Below are 17,054 nucleotides of genomic sequence, written 5' to 3'. Positions count from 1 at the left end.
GGTGCATTCCCGCGCACCTCAAGTGAAGGTCGAAAAGTTACGGTATGTGCGCCACCGGACGCTCCGGGCGCACCGGGCGGTCCGGCGCCGTCTCCGCCGCCAGGGTGAGCGTGCCGAGGCAGAGCACCACCAGACCGGCGATCAGCTCCAGCGCCCCCACCAGACCGGGCAGGCCGCGGGCCGGGGACGTGCTCCCGCCGGTCAGGGCGTCGGCCGCGGTCCACGAGAGCCACAGCGTGCCGCCCCACGCGAACACCGTCGCCGAGCCCAGCCAGGCCAGCGCGAGCGGCACCCGCGTACGCAGCTGACGCCAGGCGCCCCGGCCGGGGAAGAGGAGAGCCCCCAGCCCGGCCGCGCCGGCCAGCACCAGCAGTCCCTGGACGACACCGGACGTGGCCGTGACGGCGGTCCGCGCGGGCAGGGCCCCGGCTCCGGCTCCCGTCGGCATGCCGAGGCCCCACAGCACGTCGATGACGCCGAGTATGGCGAGCAGCAGCGCCGCGGGGACGCCGAGCAGCCGCCGCGCGGCCCGTACACCAGGGGCCGGAGCGGGTACGGACCCCAGCCGCCGGCGCAGCAGCGCGCCCCAGCGCCGGTGCGCGTACACCGAGAACGCCCCCATCAGGGTGATGCCCTCGACGATGAAGGCGCCGTAGACGACGAAGTAGACCCACGGCTGGAGGAAGGTACCGGACATCATCGGGTTCGCCGCGCCGGTGAGGGCGGCGACGGCCGAGCCGGTGGGCACGGTGAGCATCAGCGGTGTGAGCAGCCCGGACGCCATCCACAGCGGCAGCGCGAGCAGCCACGCGGGAGCGCGCAGGCCGGACGGGCGGGTGAGCGTGTACGCGACGGCGGCGGCGACGGCGTCCATGAGGAAGGTGACGACGTTGGCCGCGATCCAGGTGCCCCGGCCGGCCCTGCCCAGGTCCACGATGCCGATGTCATGGCCCAGAATCCACAGCAGTTTCAGGAGGAGGTACGGGGCGCAGGCCGCGACGGCGACGCGGCCCAGGAGGCCCTGGCGGTCCGTGCGCTGATCGGTGTTCATGGGACCCGAGCCTCCCGGCGGCCCGCGTACGGCGCCTCGGGCCGGGGGATGAACCGCTTCCGCCGTACGGGGGAGGCGGCATCCGCGCAGGTACGAGCGCCACGGGTACGTACGGGGGAGGCACCCGGGGCCCGCCCCTCACGTCCGGTACAGCGCGTCCACCTCCGTCGCGTACGCCGCCTCGATGGCCTTGCGCTTCAGCTTGAGCGAGGGCGTCAGCAGGCCGTGCTCCTCGCTGAACTGGTGCGCCAGTATCCGGAACGTACGGATCGACTCGGCCTGCGAGACCAGCGTGTTGGCGGCGACGACGGCCCGGCGGATCTCGGTCTCCAGGTCCGGGTCGTGCACCAGGTCCGTCGGCGGCAGCTCCGGCTTGCCGCGCATCGCGAGCCAGTGCGCGACCGCCTCGGGGTCCAGCGTCACCAGCGCGGCCACGTACGGGCGGTCGTTGCCGACGACGATGCACTGGGCGACCAGGGGATGGGCCCGCACCCGCTCCTCCAGGACGACCGGGGAGAGCGTCTTGCCCCCGGAGGTGACCAGGATCTCCTTCTTCCGGCCGGTGATCGTCAGATAGCCGTCCTCGTCGAGTGCGCCGAGGTCGCCGGTGGCCAGCCAGCCGTCGTGCAGCACGGCGTCGGTGGCCCGGGGGTTGTTCAGATAGCCCTGGAAGATCTGGCCGCCGTGCAGCCAGATCTCGCCGTCCTCGGCGATGTGCACGGTCGTGCCGGGCACGGGCGAGCCGACCGTGCCGAAGCGGGTGCGCTCGGGCGGGTTGGCGGTGGCGGCGGCGGTGGACTCCGTCAGGCCGTACCCCTCGTAGATCGTCACGCCGGCGCCCGCGAAGAACAGCCCGAGCCGGCGCTCCATCGCGGAGCCGCCCGACATGGCGTGCCGCACCCGGCCGCCCAGCGCCTCCCGCACCTTGCCGTAGACCAGCTTGTCGAACAGCTGGTGCTGCATGCGCAGCGGGGCGCCGGGCCCGGACGCGGTGCCGAACGCCTTGTGCTCCAGCGCCTCCGCGTAGCGGACCGCCACCTCGACGGCCTTCTCGAACGGGCCGAGCCTGCCCTCCGCCTCGGCCTTGCGCCGGGCCGCCGCGAAGACCTTCTCGAAGATGTACGGCACGGCGAGGACGAAGCTCGGCCGGAACGACTGGAGGTCGGGGAGCAGGGCGGCGGCGGACAGCTCGGGCTGGTGGCCGAGCTTGACCCGGCCGCGGATCGCCGCGACCTGCACCATCCGCCCGAAGACATGGGCGAGCGGCAGGAACAGCAGGGTGGACGCCTCGTCACCGGGCTTGGAGTGGAAGACCGTCTCGTAGCGCTGGACGACGTTGTCGGCCTCGGCCATGAAGTTGGCGTGGCTGATCACGCAGCCCTTGGGGCGGCCGGTGGTGCCGGAGGTGTAGATGACCGTGGCGGTCGCGTCCGGGGTGACGGCCATGCGGTGGCGGTGCACCACGTCGTCCTCCAGGTGCGCGCCCGCCGCCGTCAGCTCGGCCACCGGGTCGGCGTCCAGCTGCCACAGCCGGCGCAGCTGCGGCAGCCGGTCGATGACCGAGCCGATGGTCATCGCGTGGTCCTCGTGCTCGACCATGCAGGCCGTGACCCCCGCGTCGTGCAGCATCCAGTAGACCTGCTCGGCGGACGAGGTGGGGTACAGCGGTACGGGCTGGGCGCCCACGGACCACAGGGCGAAGTCGAACAGCGTCCACTCGTAGCGGGTACGGGACATGATCCCCACCCGGTCGCCGAAGCGGACGCCGTGCGCGAGCAGCCCCTTGGCCAGGGCCAGCACCTCGTCGCGGAACGCGGCCGAGGTCACGTCCCGCCACTGCCCGGCGGCGTCCTTGCGGGCCAGCGCCACGCGGCCGGGATCGGAGTCGGCATGGTCGAAGACGGCGTCCGCCAACCCGCCGACGCGGGGCGCCGTCGCCAAAGGCGGGACGGTGAACTCGCGCAATGACCCAGCTCCTCGTGGTGCTTCACACAGGGCCGAGACCGTACCCCAACAGGACGGCCCGCGGGAGGGGCGTCCTGCCCGGCGGACGGATGGCATAGTCGCTGGTCATGCGCCGAAAACGGGCTACTCCGGAGAAGCCCGGACATCGGCGGGGCGGTGGGAGCCGGACGATCACGGCGCCGGAACCGGATCTGCACCAAATCTTTCCCCGACGCATCTTGGAAGTCTCGGGCGGGTCGGCGACCGGCCGCAAACAGGGGTGAACGCGTCCGCCTCCGGCTCCGTATCCCAGGCATCACCGGCCCACGGGGGGAGAAGGAGACATGACCCAGCCATCGGCGCGGCGGCGTCCGGTCCGGGCGCGCGCCGCCTACGCAACCTGGCGCGCCCGCCCTGCGCATCGGGGCCACCGCACGCCGCCGCGCGGCCGTATCCCGTCCGCCGCCCGCTTCCCGGCCACGGCCGCCTGAGCCGGGAGGACTTCCACCGAATGCGTACCACCCGAGAGCCGTACGCGGCGGACGCCGCCGACCACGCCCGCTGGACCGAGTCCAACCGCGCCCTGTGGGACACCTGGACCGAGGTCCACGTCCGCAGCGACCACGACGACGTGCGGGGCTTCCTCGCCGGGCGCGAGAGCCTCCAGTCCTTCGAGCCCGGGGAACTGGGCCCGGTGGCGGGCCGTTCGCTGCTGCACCTCCAGTGCCATTTCGGGCTCGACACGCTGAGCTGGGCGCGCCGCGGCGCGCACGTCACCGGCGTCGACTTCTCGCCGTCCGCCGTCGGGCAGGCCAACGCCATCGCCGCGAAGGCCGGCCTCGCCGCCGAGTTCGTCTGCGCGCAGCTCTACGACCTGCCGCCCCGCTTCGACCACGCCTTCGACATCGTCTACGTCTCGTTCGGCTCCCTCATCTGGCTGCCGGACATCGGCCGGTGGGCGCGCGCCGCGGCCCGCTACCTGGCGCCGGGCGGGGTGCTCTATGTCGCCGAGTACCACCCGATGGTGCACGTACTCGACTTCGACGAGGACGCGGACGGGCCCCGGCTGCGCCATCCGTACTTCCACCGCACCGAACCCGTCACCCACGACCTCGACGGCTCGTACGCCGGGCCCGGATCCGGGGCGATCGCCGGATACACCTGGGCGCACTCCCTCGGCGAGATCGTGACCAGCGTGATCAGGGCGGGGCTGCGGCCGGAGTTCCTGCACGAGTACCCCTCCGCCTGGTTCCCGATGCTGCCGTATCTGGAGCGGCGGGCGGACGGCAGGTACTGGCTGCCCGCCCGTATCGAGGGGGAGTGCCCACTGCTGTTCACGCTGCGCGCCACCGCGCCGGGCGCGCCCGCCTGACCGCCGACGGTCCGATCACCGATGGAGCCGACGATGACCAGCCACCGCCACCGCACCGACCACCGTCCCGATCAGCGCCACCAGCACCGGACCGACGACCGCCCGCGGCCCGACGGCCCCGCCCACCCCGGACTGAGCGCCCTGCTGCGCCGGGTGGGCCCGGCCCGCGACCACGTCGCGAAACACCGCGTACACGGCGAACTGACCAGCCTCGGCCGGGTCACGGCCTTCCAGGAACACCATGTCTTCGCGGTGTGGGGCTTCATGGCGCTGCTCAAGAGCCTGCAGCGCGAGCTCACCTGCACCGAGGTGCCGTGGGTGCCGCGAGGGCCCGCCGTCGGCCGCCGGCTGATCAACGAGATCGTCCTGGCCGAGGAGAGCGACGCGGTCGGTGACGGCTACCGGAGCCGCTTCGAGCTGTATGTGGACGGCATGCGCCGGACCGGGGCCGACACGGTCCCGGTCGAGTCGTTCGTGGCGCTGCTGCTCGACGGCAGCACGGTTGCCAAGGCGCTGAAGTACGCCGACGTGCCCCCGGGCGCCGCCGACTTCACCGCCGCCACCTGGGACGTCGTAGCCCACGCGCCGCTGCACAGCCGGGCCGCCGTGTTCGCGTTCGGCCGCGCGGACCTGATGCCCGGCACGGTCCGGCAGGTCGCCGCCATCAAGGGCGTCCAGGAACGGCTGGCGACCTTCCGGGAGTACCTGGCCCGGCACCTCGGGGGCGAGGCGGACCCGCAGGCGCCGATGGCCCTGCGGATGCTCGTCGAGATCTGCGGCAACGACCGGGAGAAGTGGGCGCAGGCCGCGGAGGCGGTGATCGAGTCGCTGCGCGCCCGGCAGGCGCTGTGGGACGCGGCGTCGTGCTCGTTGGCGTGGAGGTGAGAGGCGGGGGTCCGCTTCTGGTGCAGAGGTGACGGTTCCGGACTCACGGCGCCGCCTACGGCAGCTGCAACCGGTCCCCGCCCGCCAGTATCGCTTCGGCCAGTGCCTCCGCGGGGCCCCTGGCCGCGCCCTCCCGCTCGTCGCCGTACAGCAGGACGAAGTCGACCCCGCCGAGGTCCGGCAGTCCGGCCCGGGACGGCACCCGGACCAGGCCGGGCGGGATCATGCCGAGGCTGTGCGCCATCACGCCGAGCCCGGCCCGGGTGGCCGCGATCAGGCCGTTCAGGCTGCCGCTCGTACAGGCGATGCGCCAGTCGCGGCCCTGCCGCTCCAGGGCCTCCAGCGCGCAGGCCCGGGTCACCGCGGGCGGCGGGAACACCACCAGCGGGACCGGCCGCCGCGCGTCCAGCCGCAGCCGGTCGGTGCCGACCCACACGAGGCGGTCGCGCCAGACGAGCCGGCCGGTCGGTGCCTCCGGGCGGCCGCGCGCGGGACCGGGGCGGCGCTTGGCCAGGACGAGGTCGAGACGGCCGGCGGCCAGGAGTTCGTGCAGCGTCCCCGACAGCTCGACCGTCAGCTCCAGATCCACTTCGGGGTGGTCGCGCCGGAACTCCTCCAGCACCTCCGGCATCCGGGTCAGCACGAAGTCCTCCGAGGCCCCGAACCGCAGCCGGCCGCGCAGCCGTGTCCCGGTGAAGAAACCCGCGGCCCGCTCGTTGGCCTCCAGGATCGTGCGCGCGAAGCCGAGCATCGCCTCGCCGTCCTCGGTGAGGTCCACGGCGTGGGTGTCCCGGGAGAACAGCCGCCGCCCGGCCGCGGCCTCCAGCTTGCGCACGTGCTGGCTGACGGTGGACTGCCGCAGGCCGAGCCGGTGCGCGGCCTGCGTAAAGCTCAGCGTCTGGGCCACCGCGAGGAACGTACGCAACTGCACCGGATCGAACATGCTCCCAGCCTACCGGCGGTCATCGCGATCCGTGATAGCAGTCACCACGGTAAGAGGGGTTCCCGATGGCCGCGGCGCCAGGCAGGCTGGAGAGGGCACCGTCCACACCACGCCTCCCGACCACCTCACCTGCACCGATCACCCCACCCACACCAACCGTCGAAGAGAGACCATGCGCCGCCCTCAGCTCAGAAACCCCTCCTGGCTCCCCGTGGACGGATTCATCCTGGCCCTCGTCGGCACCGTCGGCCTCGCGGCGCTGCTGCCCGCCCGCGGCACGGCCGCCACCGTCGCCGACAACGCGTCCACCGGCGCGGTCGCGCTGCTCTTCTTCCTCTACGGCGCCCGGCTCTCCACCCGCGAGGCGCTCGCCGGGATGCGCAGCTGGCGGCTGCACCTGACGGTCCTGGCCTGTACGTTCGTGATCTTCCCGCTGCTGGGCCTGGCCGCCCGCGGCCTGGTCCCGTACGTCCTGACGCAGCCCCTCTACACCGGCCTGCTCTTCCTGTGCCTGGTCCCCTCCACCGTCCAGTCCTCGATCGCCTTCACCTCCATAGCGCGCGGCAACGTCGCGGCGGCGATCTGCGCGGGCTCCTTCTCCAGCCTGGTCGGCATCGTGCTGACCCCGCTGCTGGCGGCCCTCCTCCTGGGCGGCGACGGCGGCGGCTTCTCGGCCCGCTCCCTGGTCTCGATCGTCTTCCAACTGCTCGTGCCCTTCCTCGCCGGACAACTGCTGCGCCGCTGGATCGGCGGCTTCCTCACCCGGCACAAGAAGATCCTCGGCTTCGTCGACCGCGGCTCCATCCTCTTCGTCGTCTACAGCGCCTTCAGCACGGGCATGGTCGAGGGCATCTGGCGCCAGGTCTCCCCGTGGCAACTGCTGAGCCTGCTGGGCGTCGAGGCCGTCCTGCTGGCCCTGATGCTGACCATCACCTCGTACGGCTCGAAGAAGGCCGGCTTCCCCCGCGGCGACCGCATAGCCGTCACCTTCGCCGGCTCGAAGAAGAGCCTGGCCGCCGGACTCCCCATGGCCACCGTCCTGTTCGGCGGCGGAGCCGGACTGGCCGTCCTGCCCCTGATGCTGTTCCACCAGATGCAGCTGATGGTGTGCGCGGTGCTGGCGAAGCGGTACGCGGCACGGGCGCCGGAAGAGGCGGAGACCGCAGCGGCGACCGGTACGGGGCAGGCGCGGCGCGGGGAGAGGGCCGAGGTGGTGGGGGCGTCGGGGCGGTGAGGCCGCGCGGCGTGTCGTATGAACCGTCGCCCTCGAACGGCCCGTGGCCCTTGAGGAATCCCGGCCTTTCGCCTTCCGTCATCACGGACGCGCCGCGGGCTCCGGAACGGTGACCCGGCTTTTGCGGCAATTTCCCGGGGTGTCCCGTTAGGTGCGCTACGCCGTTCCCGGGCTCGCACATCAACCCCAAATAATGGTCAAGAGAATTATTAGGGCTGACCAATAACCAGCAAAGCGCGGTCGGTAACTCCACGCCCCGCGCCGCCTCTTGACCCCACATATCTGCACAAGGGCCCCAACACCCCCGTCCTGCCCGCCGCCGGTGACGCCGTACTGTGGTCCGGGTCTTTGCGGCGCCCCGGCGCGCCTGACCGCACCATGACAACGGATCGGGGGAGATCTGTGCCCGAGCAATTCACCGCTGCTCAAGAAGCTCTGCACAAGTTCGCCAAAAGTTCTGACCAGCGCGCGGAAAAGCTGCGGGCGATACGCAGCAAGCTCGCCTCGCACTCGCTGAACCAGCAGGCATTCGGGAAACTCCCGGAGGCCGACGAACTGTACAGCGCCTACTCGGAGCAGAGCGAGGACTGCCTGGACATCCTGGAGAAGGCGGCGACGCTGGAGGAGAAGGTCGGCGAGGGCGTCACCGAGACGGCACGGGCGTACCAGTCCGACGAGGACGAGACCGTGCGCACGATGCAGCACGTCCAGGGCGGGTCCGGGGGCGCCCGATGAGCGGCGTGGCGACGGGCGCGGTGAGCGCCTACAACAAGGTCAACGACTGGATGAGCGGGTTCGACTCGGCGGTGGACGCCATCATGCGTCCGCTCGTCGAACCGCTCGCCGAGCACCTGGAAGCCGTCACCGGTGACGACGAGGGCCTTCAGGAAGCCGCCAAGCTGTGGCGCGAACAGGCCGGCGACCTGCGCGATCTGATCGCCGACCAGCGCCGGGACCGCGCGGACCTCGCCCACGAGTGGACCGGCGACGCGGCCGACGCGTTCCAGGGGCACCTCGCCGAAATGGAAGCGGCCCTGGAGCAGGAAGCCGCCGACATGGACGCGGTCGCGGACGTCCTGGAACAGGCCGGTTCCCGGGCCAAGCTGGCCGAGCAGGTCGTGGAGACGCTGATCCGCGAGCTGATCGAGTGGGCGATCATCGAGCTGGCCGTGGCGCTGGCCACCTCGATCATCACGGTCGGCGCCTCGGCCGCGGCGGCCGCCGCCACCGCCGTGGCCCAGGCCGGGATCGTCTCCACCCGTATCGCCCGGGTGCTGGAGGAACTGGCCACCGAACTGCGGGCCTTCGTCAACATCATCAAGTTGCTGAAGAAGGCCAAGAAGATGTCGAAGGTCAAGAAGCTCAAGCCCTGGACCTGGAAGCACATCAAGGACCCGGTCGAGGCCGAGAAGTTCCTGAAGGGGATCGCCGCGAAGAAGGCGCTGAAGGCGATCAAGGTGCCGATGAAGGGCGCCGTCGGCCTCGGCATGGGGGGACTGGGATTCTCGGGCGATCCGACGCAGGCCCTTTCGCCCATTGTCCAGGCAGGAGCCGAAAAGCTCGACCACATGCTCGATGGCAGTGACGATGGGGGCGCCAAGGCCGGCGGCGCGCAGCGGCACGGCGATGTCCACCTGCCGCCGGCGTCGGACTTCGATCCGTCGCCCTCCGGGGGAAGGACGGCCGGCGGGCCCGCCGTCAGCGGGCCGCTGAGCCCGCCGTCGAAGACCGGGGTCCCCACCGACCCGGCCCCCGCCAACCCGGACCCGCTCGGCCGCTACCAGAAACCGGCCGCCGACCAGGACATCCGCCTGATGTCCCGCCCGGCGGCGGCCCAGCAGCCGCGCGATCCCGACAATCCCTTCGGCTGAGGCAAGGAGAATGGCCGCGTGATCGACCACGAGACCCCGTGCCGGCAGTTCCTCCAGCCCGGCGAGGTGCTGCTGCAGAGCGAGCAGTACGAGGTGTACCCGTCCCTGCCGCTGGTCCCCGCCCACCTGCGGCTGCCGCCCAAGCAGTCGGCGCTGGAGAAGCGGATCCGGGGCGTGCTGGGCAATGTTCTGGGCAAGGCATCGCGGCCCATCGGCGCGGTCACCGACAACCGGTTCACCAACAACCGGCTGACCCGCGCCGTGGGCAACGTCGCGGAGGGGATCAGCGAGGCCCCGGAGAACATCGAGGACGCCATCGACGACGCGGCCGAGCGCATGATGTACGGCAAGCCCATGGAAGGCAGCTGGACCAGCATGGCCGGGCGCTTCCACGTGCAGGTCACCAATGCGGGCGGCGAGCCCCGGCACCAGGCGATCACCGACCGCCGGCTGTTCGTGGTCACCGACCACGCCACCGGGTGGCGGGCCCGCGACCCCGAACTGGCCCTCGCCGTGGAAGTCCCGCGCCAGGACATCGCCGAACTGCGGCCCCGGCCGCGCACGACGCTGCCCCGCGGCCGGTTCGACCTGGTCTTCGTGGACGGGTCGTGGATCGCGCTCTGCTGCTCCTTCCAGAAGAGCATGGAGTCGCTGGTCAACGCCTTCTACGGAAGGCGCTGACCATCGGCCTCGTGCCTACTCGTCGTCCACGTCGTCCAAGGGCAGGTTCAGCACGACGGGCCCCCTGACGCGTCCGTTCTCCTCGCGGACCCGGGCCAGTTCGCCGTCGCTCAGTGCCCGCCCGTAGACGCGTACTTCGTCCAGATCGCCGGTCAGGTGAGCGCGGCTGTCCACCTTCTGGCCCGCGTGCACGCCGAAGACGGAGTTGCGGCTCACGGAGCCGGGGACGTCGGGGACCGTACGGGTCTCGGCGCCGTCGACGGCGAGGGTCAGCCGGCCGCCGGTGCGCCGCAGGGACAGGTGGTGCCACCGGCCGTCGTTGTACGCGGCGGTGGTGGCGGCCTCGGCGGTGGCGGCGGGCCGGGCGCCGTCGAGCGCGGTGATGGAGGCGCTGATCCGGCCGCGGGCCGGGTCGCCGCGCAGGGCCACCTGCGGGCTGCGGCTGCCCACCCCGCCCATCCACAGGAACGGCTGCTCGCCGGACGTGGCGCGGTAGCGGAACCAGAGGCTGCACGTGAAGTCCCCGCTGCCCAGGGGGAGCGAGCGGCGGAAGGGCAGCCGTACGGCGTCGTCCCGGCCGTCGAAGGAGAGCGCGTCCCCGAAGCGGCCCGGTACCGGGCGGGCACCGCCCAGCACGAGCGCGGGCCGGGCGTGCCGCCCGTGGTCCGGGGTCGTCGGGTCGGGGCCCCGGCGGGGGCCGAGCCAGGCGTCGGTGAAGCGGGCGAAGCGGATCTCGTCGCGGGCGTCGGCCGCCCCGCCCTCGTAGAGCAGCCCGGTCAGGCCGGGGGAGACGGCCACCAGGTCCGAGTAGCCGGACCAGTCGGTGGTGATCCGGGCGCCCCGGTCCACGCCTTCCCAGGTGCGGCCCTCGTCGTACGAGGAGCGGACGGTCATCGTGCGGCGGCGGTCGGGGTCGGCGGGCGCGGCGATCAGGGTGCGGGCGGGCAGCCGCAGTACGGAGCCCTGCACCATCGGCGTGTACAGGTCGGGCAGGGTGCGGAAGGGGTGGGCGAAGGAGGCGCCGCCGTCGCGGCTGACGGCCGCCGTGCGGTGGCCGAGATCGGTACCGTCCTGCTCGCGCCCGTTGACGTACACCGAGCCGTCGGAGCGTTCCAGCAGGCTCATCTCGGACGGTTTCTGACGGAATGTGCCGTCGGCGGCGGTCGGGTAGCTGTCCACGGCGCCCACCCGCCAGGTGTCGCCGCCGTCGTCGCTGAGCATCAGCGCGGCGTGGTTGGCCGTTATGCGGCCGCCCGCGTAGCTCTCGGCGTTGACGGTGAAGACCAGCCGCCCGGCGTGCCGTCCGCGGGTGAGCTGGATGCCGTGCACGGGGCCGGTCGCGTACCAGGAGTTCCATCCGGCGGGCCGGAGTTCGGCGGTCAGGTCGCGCGGCGCCGACCAGGTGGCGCCGTCGTCGTCGCTGTACTGGAGGTGCGGGGTGCGGTCGCAGGGAACGTCGCAGTTCCCGGCGTCGGTGCGGCCCTTGTTGTAGGTCTCGGCGAGCAGGATGCGGCCGGTCCCGCGGTCGACGACGGGGGCCGGGTTGCCGTGCGTGTCGCCGCCGCCTTCGTTGACGACCTGGAGGGGGCCCCACGTACGGCCGCCGTCGGTGGACCGTTTCAGTACGAGGTCTATGTCGGCCGCGTCGCCGCAGTTGCGTACCCGGCCCTCGGCGAACGCCAGCAGGGTGCCGTGGGCGGACCGGACGATGGCCGGGATGCGGAAGCACGCGTAGCCGTGCTCCTGGGCCGCCTTGAACAGCACCTGCTGGTCGAAGCCGGTGGACGGAGCGGCGGTGGTGGGGCCGGCCTGGGCGGTGGCCGCCGGGACAAGGATGGTGGTCACGGCGGCGAGCGCGGCCAGCGCGCGGCGCCGCGGCCGGGACCCGCCGGCGGGTCTGCCGCGGTGGTTGTCATGGAGACGGAACGGTGACGTCATGATCCGACCTGCCCTTCGAGGCGTAGGCGGGGCATCGGCGGGGCGTCGGAGGAGGGAGGGGAGGGTGAGGCGGGCGGGATACCGGGATCGCGGGTGAGAGGCACCCGGAACCCCGGTATCGCACCCGCCCGTATGGACGCTGTACGTAGGACGTCCTACCTCCTCGCGGTGCGCAGGAAGCTACTGGGCTCCCGGCACCGCCACAAGCCACGCGCGGCGGTTCTTCGCACCCGGCCGGATTTCCCCCCGTCCGGAGGACGCGGAGGATGTTTGTACGGGCCATGGGGCAGGCCGCCGTCGCGCCCCGGCCCGTCGCTCAGGGGATCAGCATGACCTTCCCCAGATTGCCGCGGCCCTCGATGATCTCGTGCGCCCGCGCGGCCTCCGCCAGCGGAACACGGGCGTGCACGGCGGCCCGCAGCCGGCCCGCGAGGAAGTGCTCCCACAGTTCGGCGCCGTGCCGCTCGTACAGCTCCGGGCGGGTGGCGGCGAAGCGCGCCATGGTCAGCCCGGTGATCGTCTTCGAGCCCGCGAGGAGGTCGTACGCCGGGACCGTGCCGCCGCCCGAGTTGAAGAACACCAGCCGGCCGCCGGGCGCGAGGGCCGCCACCGCACGCGGCAGCAGGTCCCCGCCGACGCCGTCGAGCACGATGTCGACGGGCTCGCCCCAGGACGAGTCCTCGTACGTCACGACCTCGTCGGCGCCGAGCCCGTACAGGAAGTCCGCCTTGGCGGCGGAGCCGACGGCCGCCACCACCCGCGGCACGCCCCGCAGCTTGGCGAGCTGCACCGCAAGGTGCCCGGTGGCGCTGGCCGCGCCCGTGATCAGCATCGATTCCGTACCGGCCGGGGCGGCGGTGGCCAGCGCGGCGAGGGCGACCTGGCCGCCGCGGACCAGCGCGACGGCGTCCTCGCTCGACGCACCGTCCGGAATCCGGGAGGCCAGCGCAGCCGGCACGGTGGCCACGTCGGTGTACGAACCGGTGAAGGAGAGCCCGGTGATCCGCTCGCCGACCGTGAAGCCGGTGACGTCCGGGCCCAGCCCGGTCACCTCGCCGGCCACCTCGCCGCCGAGGACGGCGGGCAGCGGTACGCCGCCGCCGTTGCCGTCCCCGCGTGTGCGGCGTACGGACGGCAGGCTCACACCGATGGCTTCGGTACGTACGAGCAGCTCACCGGGGCCCGGTTCGGGAACCTCGGCCTCCTCCACCCGCAGGACCTCCGGACCGCCGTAGGAATGGAAGCGGACTCGCCGCATGGGCACCTCCGGGGAGTGGGCGCGGCACAAAGCGCGCAGGGGCGGTCGCCCGGACGCACCGGGAAACCGTTGGACGCCCCAACGGTAACAGCAATCATTGGGGCGCCCAATGGTTTTCCGGATAGGCTGGCGCCATGGCAGAGACCCCGTACGCGCCCGCCCGTATCCGCGCCCTCCCCAGCTGGCTGCTCGGCCGGGCCGCCGCCCGCGGCCACCGGCTCGTCGCCGAGGCGCTGGCCGAGGAGGGGATGCGGATGATGCACCACGCGGTGCTGTCGGCCGTCGGCGAACTGGGCCCGGTCTCCCAGGCCGAACTGGGCCGCAGCGTGGGCATCGACCCCAAGGACATGGTCGCGGTCGTCAACGACCTCCAGGCCGACGGGCTGGTGACCCGCACCCCCGACCCCAGGGACCGGCGCAAGAACGCCATCGAGATCTCCGCCGCGGGGGAGCGCACCCTGCGCCGCACGGAAAAGCTGGGCGACCGCGCCAACGACGAACTGACCGCGGACCTGACCCCCGCCGAACGCGAGCAGTTGATGGCGCTGCTGGCGCGGGTCGTGCATCCCGGGGAGAAACCGGGGCCGGCCGCGGGCTGACGGGCCCGCGCCGGCCGGTGCGCTCAGGCCCTGCCCGCTCCCGCGCCCAGCGCCAGCCGCTCCGCCCCTGCGTAGACATTCATCGACGAGCCCCGCAGGAAGCCCACCAGCGTCAGCCCGCTCTCGGCGGCCAGGTCGACGGCGAGGGAGGACGGCGCGGAGACCGCGGCGAGGGTGGGGATGCCCGCCATGACCGCCTTCTGGACGAGTTCGAACGAGGCCCGGCCCGAGACCATCAGGATGGTGTCGCGCAGCGGCAGCCGCCCGTCCTGGAGGGCGCGGCCGACGACCTTGTCGACGGCGTTGTGGCGGCCCACGTCCTCGCGTACGTCGAGGAGTTCGCCGTCCGCGTCGAAGAGCGCGGCGGCGTGCAGCCCGCCGGTCCGGTCGAACACGCGCTGCGCGGCCCGCAGCCGGCCGGGCAGCGCGGACAGCGTCGCGGGCTCGATGCGGGCGGGGGCGTCGGCGGGCGGGTCCAGGGGCCAGCGGGCGGAGGTGCGGACCGCGTCCAGACTGGCCTTGCCGCACAGTCCGCAGGACGACGTCGTGTAGACGTTGCGCTCCAGCGTGATGTCCGGGACGGGGACACCGGGCGCGAGCTGCACGTCCACCACGTTGTACGTGTTCGACCCGTCCTCGGTGGCGCCCGCGCAGTACACGATGTTCGCCAGCTCCCCGGCGCCGCCGAGCACGCCCTCGCTCACGAGGAAGCCCGCGGCCAGCGCGAAGTCGTCGCCCGGCGTGCGCATCGTGATGGCGAGCGGCCGGCCGCCGAGCCGGATCTCCAGCGGCTCCTCGCCGACGAGGGTGTCCGGGCGCGTGCTCACGGCTCCGTCGCGGATGCGGATGACGCGGCGTCGCTCGGTGACCCGTCCCATGTCTGATCAGTCCTGTCCGTCCCTGGTGTGCCGGCCCGTGGTGGCGGTCCGGCCTCGGCCGTTCCATTGTCCGGTACGCGTACGGGCGGGTGCCCGGCGCCCGGGGGCGCGTGGCTGTGCCGGCCGTACCGGCACCCGTCGTACCGGCCCCCGTACCGGCCGCCGACAGGCCGTCACCCCTGTACGGCTCCCCGCACCTCCGACAAGGCCCGCCCGCCGAACTCCCCCGCGCCCGCCCCCGCCCACAGCGCGTCCAGGTCCGTCTGGCCCGCCGTCCGCCAGTCGGGGCCGCGCAGGACGAGCGCGTCGCCGAGGCGGCGGCCGAGTTCCATCATCGAGGTGCCGATGGGGCCGCGGGACGCGTCGTACGCGGCGGCCACCTCGGACCAGGTGTCCGCGGCGGTGCAGGCGGCCTCCAGGGCGGTGGCGTCCTGGAGGGCCTTCACCGCGCCGCTGCCGGTGTGCGGGCGGGCGACCGTGGCAGCGTCGCCGGTGAGCAGTATGCGGCCCGCGGCATAACGGGGCGCCGTGAAGTCGTACATCGGCTGGATGAACAGCTCCTCCGGCCGGGTCAGCTGGAGCAGGCCGCCCCAGTACGGCGGCAGGAGTTCCCCGGTGACCTGCGCGAAGTGGGCGTGCAGCGCCTCGCCGAGGGTGCCGGGCGGGAGGCTGGTGGGGGTGTCCAGGCCGAGGCCGAGGTCCGGGGGCGGGACGGTGTAGAGCACCCAGTTGGCGCGGTGGCCGCCGGAGCCGTCCGGGATGCGGTAGATGACGGCGTGGCCGCCGGGGAAGACGACGAAGACGCAGTCCTCGGCCGGCCACGCGCCGGCCGGGCCGCCGAGCGCGGTCAGCCGCTCGGCGGGGAACGTGCCGCGCAAGGCCAGATAACCGGCGTACGCGGGCCGTACGTCGGGGAAGGCGGCGCCCCGGACCGCCGAGCGGTAGCCGTCCGCGCCCACGACCAGGTCGGCGCGGTGCGCGCTGCCGTCCTCCAGGCGCACCGTGGCGCCGTCGGCCGACATCTCGACCGTACGGACCGGGCTGTCCCCGCGGAACACGGCGCTCGCGGGCATCCGGTCGCGCAGCTCGCGCCAGAGCGGGCCCCAGTTGTAGGTGCGGAACGGGAAGGGCAGTTCGCCCACCGGCCGGCCGAGCGGGCGGTGGCCGTCGCGGGTGTACCAGCGGCGCCGGGACAGCTGGAGCCAGGGCATGTCCGCGTCCATGTACCCGGCCGACGCCAGTTCCGCGTAGCGGGCGTTGTGCACGGCCAGGCCGGCGCCGCGGTCCGCCAGTCGGCCGGCGGCGCGTTCGTAGCCGGTGATGTCCGTGGCGCCGCCCCGGTGTACGGCGAGTGCGGCGGCGCATCCGGCGATGCTCCCGCCCACGACGGCGACCGTTCCTCCGTGCATGGGTGCCCTGCCCTCCCCGCGGCCTCGTAACGGTCCGCGGTGGTCCGAGGTGGTGCAAGCGAACGCATTCTCGCAGGAGTTGCCGCTGCCCGGGGGGACGGCCGGGCGCGGCGCGGCCGGTGGACGGCCCGCGCGCGGGCGGCGCTGATCGGTAGACTGTAGACGATAACCAATCGGTCGCCCGGGCGGCCGCGCGCACCCGCACCGCCCCCGGTCGCGTCCACGGAGGGGTATCTCGATGCTGTCCACAGGGCTGCCGCAGGGCACCGTGCCGAAGCTGGAACGCCCCGGCCCGCTGCGCGAGCGCGTCTACGAAGCGCTCCTCGAACTGATCACGACCCGCGCGCTGCGCCCCGGCCAGCACCTCGTCGAGAGCGAGCTGGCGGGCCACCTCGGTGTCTCCCGGCAGCCGGTCCGCGAGGCGCTGCAGCGGCTCAACACGGAGGGCTGGGTCGATCTGCGCCCGGCGCAGGGCGCGTTCGTGCACGAGCCCACCGAGGAGGAGGCCGACCAGCTGCTCACCGTACGCACCCTGCTGGAGGCGGAGGCCGCCCGGCTCGCCGCCGCCAACGCCGGATCGGCGGGCATCGCGGAGCTGGAAGCGCTGTGCGACAAGGGTGAACAGGCGGTACGGGACGACGACGTGGAGACCGCGGTCGCCACCAACGCGGAGTTCCACGCCAAGGTGATGGCCCTGGCGGGCAACGCGGTGCTGGCCGATCTGGCGGCGCAGGTCGGGCGGCGGGTGCGCTGGTACTACACGCCCGTGGCCCGGCAGCGCGGCAAGCGGTCCTGGGCCGAACACCGCGAGCTGATCGCGGCGATCACCGACCGGGACGAGGCCCGGGCGACCGCGGTCATGCGGGCCCACACGGAGCACACCCGGCGGATGTATCACGAGCGGGCCGAGAGCTGAGCCGTAACTTAGATTCGGCTAACCATGGTTACTGGGGGCGAGGGAGAACTCCACGCAGACGATCGAGGAGTGACC

16 protein-coding genes are annotated in these 17,054 nt (G+C 73.1%); 9 read left to right on the top strand and 7 right to left on the bottom strand.

The window, feature by feature from the left end; genetic code table 11:
- Positions 1–37: 37 nt before the first annotated feature.
- Both ADK86_RS38940 and ADK86_RS38935 read right to left on the bottom strand, forming a co-directional pair.
- Positions 38–1,051, bottom strand: coding sequence for a hypothetical protein (locus tag ADK86_RS38940; protein ID WP_053700889.1), 1,014 nt, complete (start codon positions 1,049–1,051; stop codon positions 38–40).
- A 138-nt stretch (positions 1,052–1,189) separates the two neighbouring features.
- A complete protein-coding gene (locus ADK86_RS38935; protein WP_234346325.1) occupies positions 1,190–3,016 on the bottom strand; it encodes an AMP-dependent synthetase/ligase in 1,827 nt (608 codons plus the stop codon).
- Between the two features lie 323 nt (positions 3,017–3,339).
- On the opposite strand from ADK86_RS38935, the gene ADK86_RS43590 reads away from it, so the two are divergent.
- Genes ADK86_RS43590 through ADK86_RS38925 form a run of 3 tightly spaced genes read left to right on the top strand, consistent with a single transcriptional unit; the run spans position 3,340 to position 5,252 of the window.
- Positions 3,340–3,486 carry a hypothetical protein gene (locus ADK86_RS43590; RefSeq protein WP_159394065.1) on the top strand — a complete coding sequence of 49 codons (147 nt, stop codon included), beginning with the start codon at positions 3,340–3,342 and terminating at the stop codon, positions 3,484–3,486.
- 20 nt (positions 3,487–3,506) lie between these two features.
- Positions 3,507–4,367: a class I SAM-dependent methyltransferase gene (locus tag ADK86_RS38930; protein WP_053700887.1), complete on the top strand. Its 861-nt coding sequence runs from the start codon at positions 3,507–3,509 to the stop codon at positions 4,365–4,367.
- A 33-nt stretch (positions 4,368–4,400) separates the two neighbouring features.
- Complete coding sequence (locus tag ADK86_RS38925; RefSeq protein WP_078952557.1) at positions 4,401–5,252, top strand: DUF3050 domain-containing protein; 852 nt, start codon at positions 4,401–4,403, stop codon at positions 5,250–5,252.
- 55 nt (positions 5,253–5,307) lie between these two features.
- On the opposite strand, the gene ADK86_RS38920 is transcribed toward ADK86_RS38925, so the two are convergent.
- The gene (locus ADK86_RS38920; protein WP_053700886.1) at positions 5,308–6,195 is read right to left on the bottom strand and encodes a LysR family transcriptional regulator; all 888 of its coding nucleotides are present in this window, start codon (positions 6,193–6,195) and stop codon (positions 5,308–5,310) included.
- A gap of 172 nt (positions 6,196–6,367) precedes the next feature.
- Between ADK86_RS38920 and ADK86_RS38915 the strand changes: the two genes are divergently transcribed.
- The 4 genes from ADK86_RS38915 to ADK86_RS38900 all read left to right on the top strand — a co-directional run bounded on the left by ADK86_RS38915 (position 6,368) and on the right by ADK86_RS38900 (position 9,981).
- Entirely contained in the window at positions 6,368–7,429 is a 1,062-nt protein-coding gene (locus ADK86_RS38915) for a bile acid:sodium symporter family protein (protein ID WP_053700885.1), read from the top strand.
- A gap of 402 nt (positions 7,430–7,831) precedes the next feature.
- Entirely contained in the window at positions 7,832–8,164 is a 333-nt protein-coding gene (locus tag ADK86_RS38910; protein WP_030370366.1) for a hypothetical protein, read from the top strand.
- Positions 8,161–9,300 (top strand): WXG100 family type VII secretion target, encoded by a 1,140-nt coding sequence (locus ADK86_RS38905; RefSeq protein ID WP_053700884.1) that lies wholly within the window; start codon positions 8,161–8,163, stop codon positions 9,298–9,300. The genes ADK86_RS38910 and ADK86_RS38905 overlap by 4 nt, the downstream gene beginning before the upstream one ends.
- 18 nt (positions 9,301–9,318) lie before the next feature.
- Entirely contained in the window at positions 9,319–9,981 is a 663-nt protein-coding gene (locus tag ADK86_RS38900; RefSeq protein WP_053700883.1) for a hypothetical protein, read from the top strand.
- A 15-nt stretch (positions 9,982–9,996) separates the two neighbouring features.
- Here ADK86_RS38900 and ADK86_RS38895 read toward each other — a convergent pair whose 3' ends face one another.
- On the bottom strand, positions 9,997–11,919 hold the full coding sequence (locus ADK86_RS38895; RefSeq protein WP_199834556.1) for an exo-alpha-sialidase: 1,923 nt from the start codon (positions 11,917–11,919) through the stop codon (positions 9,997–9,999).
- A gap of 316 nt (positions 11,920–12,235) precedes the next feature.
- Entirely contained in the window at positions 12,236–13,177 is a 942-nt protein-coding gene (locus ADK86_RS38890; RefSeq protein WP_053700882.1) for a quinone oxidoreductase family protein, read from the bottom strand.
- Between the two features lie 134 nt (positions 13,178–13,311).
- Here ADK86_RS38890 and ADK86_RS38885 point away from each other — a divergent pair, with 134 nt between their 5' ends.
- Positions 13,312–13,776, top strand: coding sequence for a MarR family winged helix-turn-helix transcriptional regulator (locus ADK86_RS38885; RefSeq protein ID WP_053700881.1), 465 nt, complete (start codon positions 13,312–13,314; stop codon positions 13,774–13,776).
- A gap of 23 nt (positions 13,777–13,799) precedes the next feature.
- On the opposite strand, the gene fdhD is transcribed toward ADK86_RS38885, so the two are convergent.
- Entirely contained in the window at positions 13,800–14,654 is an 855-nt protein-coding gene (fdhD, locus tag ADK86_RS38880) for a formate dehydrogenase accessory sulfurtransferase FdhD (RefSeq protein WP_053700880.1), read from the bottom strand.
- Positions 14,655–14,827: 173 nt separating this feature from the next.
- The gene (locus ADK86_RS38875) at positions 14,828–16,063 is read right to left on the bottom strand and encodes an FAD-dependent monooxygenase (RefSeq protein WP_053700879.1); all 1,236 of its coding nucleotides are present in this window, start codon (positions 16,061–16,063) and stop codon (positions 14,828–14,830) included.
- Between the two features lie 238 nt (positions 16,064–16,301).
- Between ADK86_RS38875 and ADK86_RS38870 the strand changes: the two genes are divergently transcribed.
- On the top strand, positions 16,302–16,979 hold the full coding sequence (locus ADK86_RS38870; RefSeq protein ID WP_053700878.1) for a GntR family transcriptional regulator: 678 nt from the start codon (positions 16,302–16,304) through the stop codon (positions 16,977–16,979).
- The last annotated feature ends 75 nt before the right edge of the window (positions 16,980–17,054 follow it).

This window comes from Streptomyces sp. NRRL F-5755 (assembly GCF_001279365.1).
Taxonomy (GTDB): Bacteria; Actinomycetota; Actinomycetes; order Streptomycetales; family Streptomycetaceae; genus Streptomyces; species Streptomyces rimosus.
Note: the sequence above shows the minus strand (reverse complement) of the source record. Positions and strands in the feature narration are given on the sequence as shown.

Excerpts from the sequence above, each read along its gene's own strand:
- ADK86_RS38940 (WP_053700889.1), bottom strand. The coding sequence starts at position 1,051 with ATGAACACCGATCAGCGCACGGACCGCCAGGGCCTCCTGGGCCGCGTC.
- ADK86_RS38875 (WP_053700879.1), bottom strand. The coding sequence starts at position 16,063 with ATGCACGGAGGAACGGTCGCCGTCGTGGGCGGGAGCATCGCCGGATGC.
- ADK86_RS38930 (WP_053700887.1), top strand. The coding sequence starts at position 3,507 with ATGCGTACCACCCGAGAGCCGTACGCGGCGGACGCCGCCGACCACGCC.
- ADK86_RS38895 (WP_199834556.1), bottom strand. The coding sequence starts at position 11,919 with ATGACGTCACCGTTCCGTCTCCATGACAACCACCGCGGCAGACCCGCC.
- ADK86_RS38890 (WP_053700882.1), bottom strand. The coding sequence starts at position 13,177 with ATGCGGCGAGTCCGCTTCCATTCCTACGGCGGTCCGGAGGTCCTGCGG.
- ADK86_RS38885 (WP_053700881.1), top strand. The coding sequence starts at position 13,312 with ATGGCAGAGACCCCGTACGCGCCCGCCCGTATCCGCGCCCTCCCCAGC.
- ADK86_RS38905 (WP_053700884.1), top strand. The coding sequence starts at position 8,161 with ATGAGCGGCGTGGCGACGGGCGCGGTGAGCGCCTACAACAAGGTCAAC.
- ADK86_RS38920 (WP_053700886.1), bottom strand. The coding sequence starts at position 6,195 with ATGTTCGATCCGGTGCAGTTGCGTACGTTCCTCGCGGTGGCCCAGACG.
- ADK86_RS43590 (WP_159394065.1), top strand. The coding sequence starts at position 3,340 with ATGACCCAGCCATCGGCGCGGCGGCGTCCGGTCCGGGCGCGCGCCGCC.
- ADK86_RS38870 (WP_053700878.1), top strand. The coding sequence starts at position 16,302 with ATGCTGTCCACAGGGCTGCCGCAGGGCACCGTGCCGAAGCTGGAACGC.
- ADK86_RS38925 (WP_078952557.1), top strand. The coding sequence starts at position 4,401 with ATGACCAGCCACCGCCACCGCACCGACCACCGTCCCGATCAGCGCCAC.
- ADK86_RS38915 (WP_053700885.1), top strand. The coding sequence starts at position 6,368 with ATGCGCCGCCCTCAGCTCAGAAACCCCTCCTGGCTCCCCGTGGACGGA.
- fdhD (WP_053700880.1), bottom strand. The coding sequence starts at position 14,654 with ATGGGACGGGTCACCGAGCGACGCCGCGTCATCCGCATCCGCGACGGA.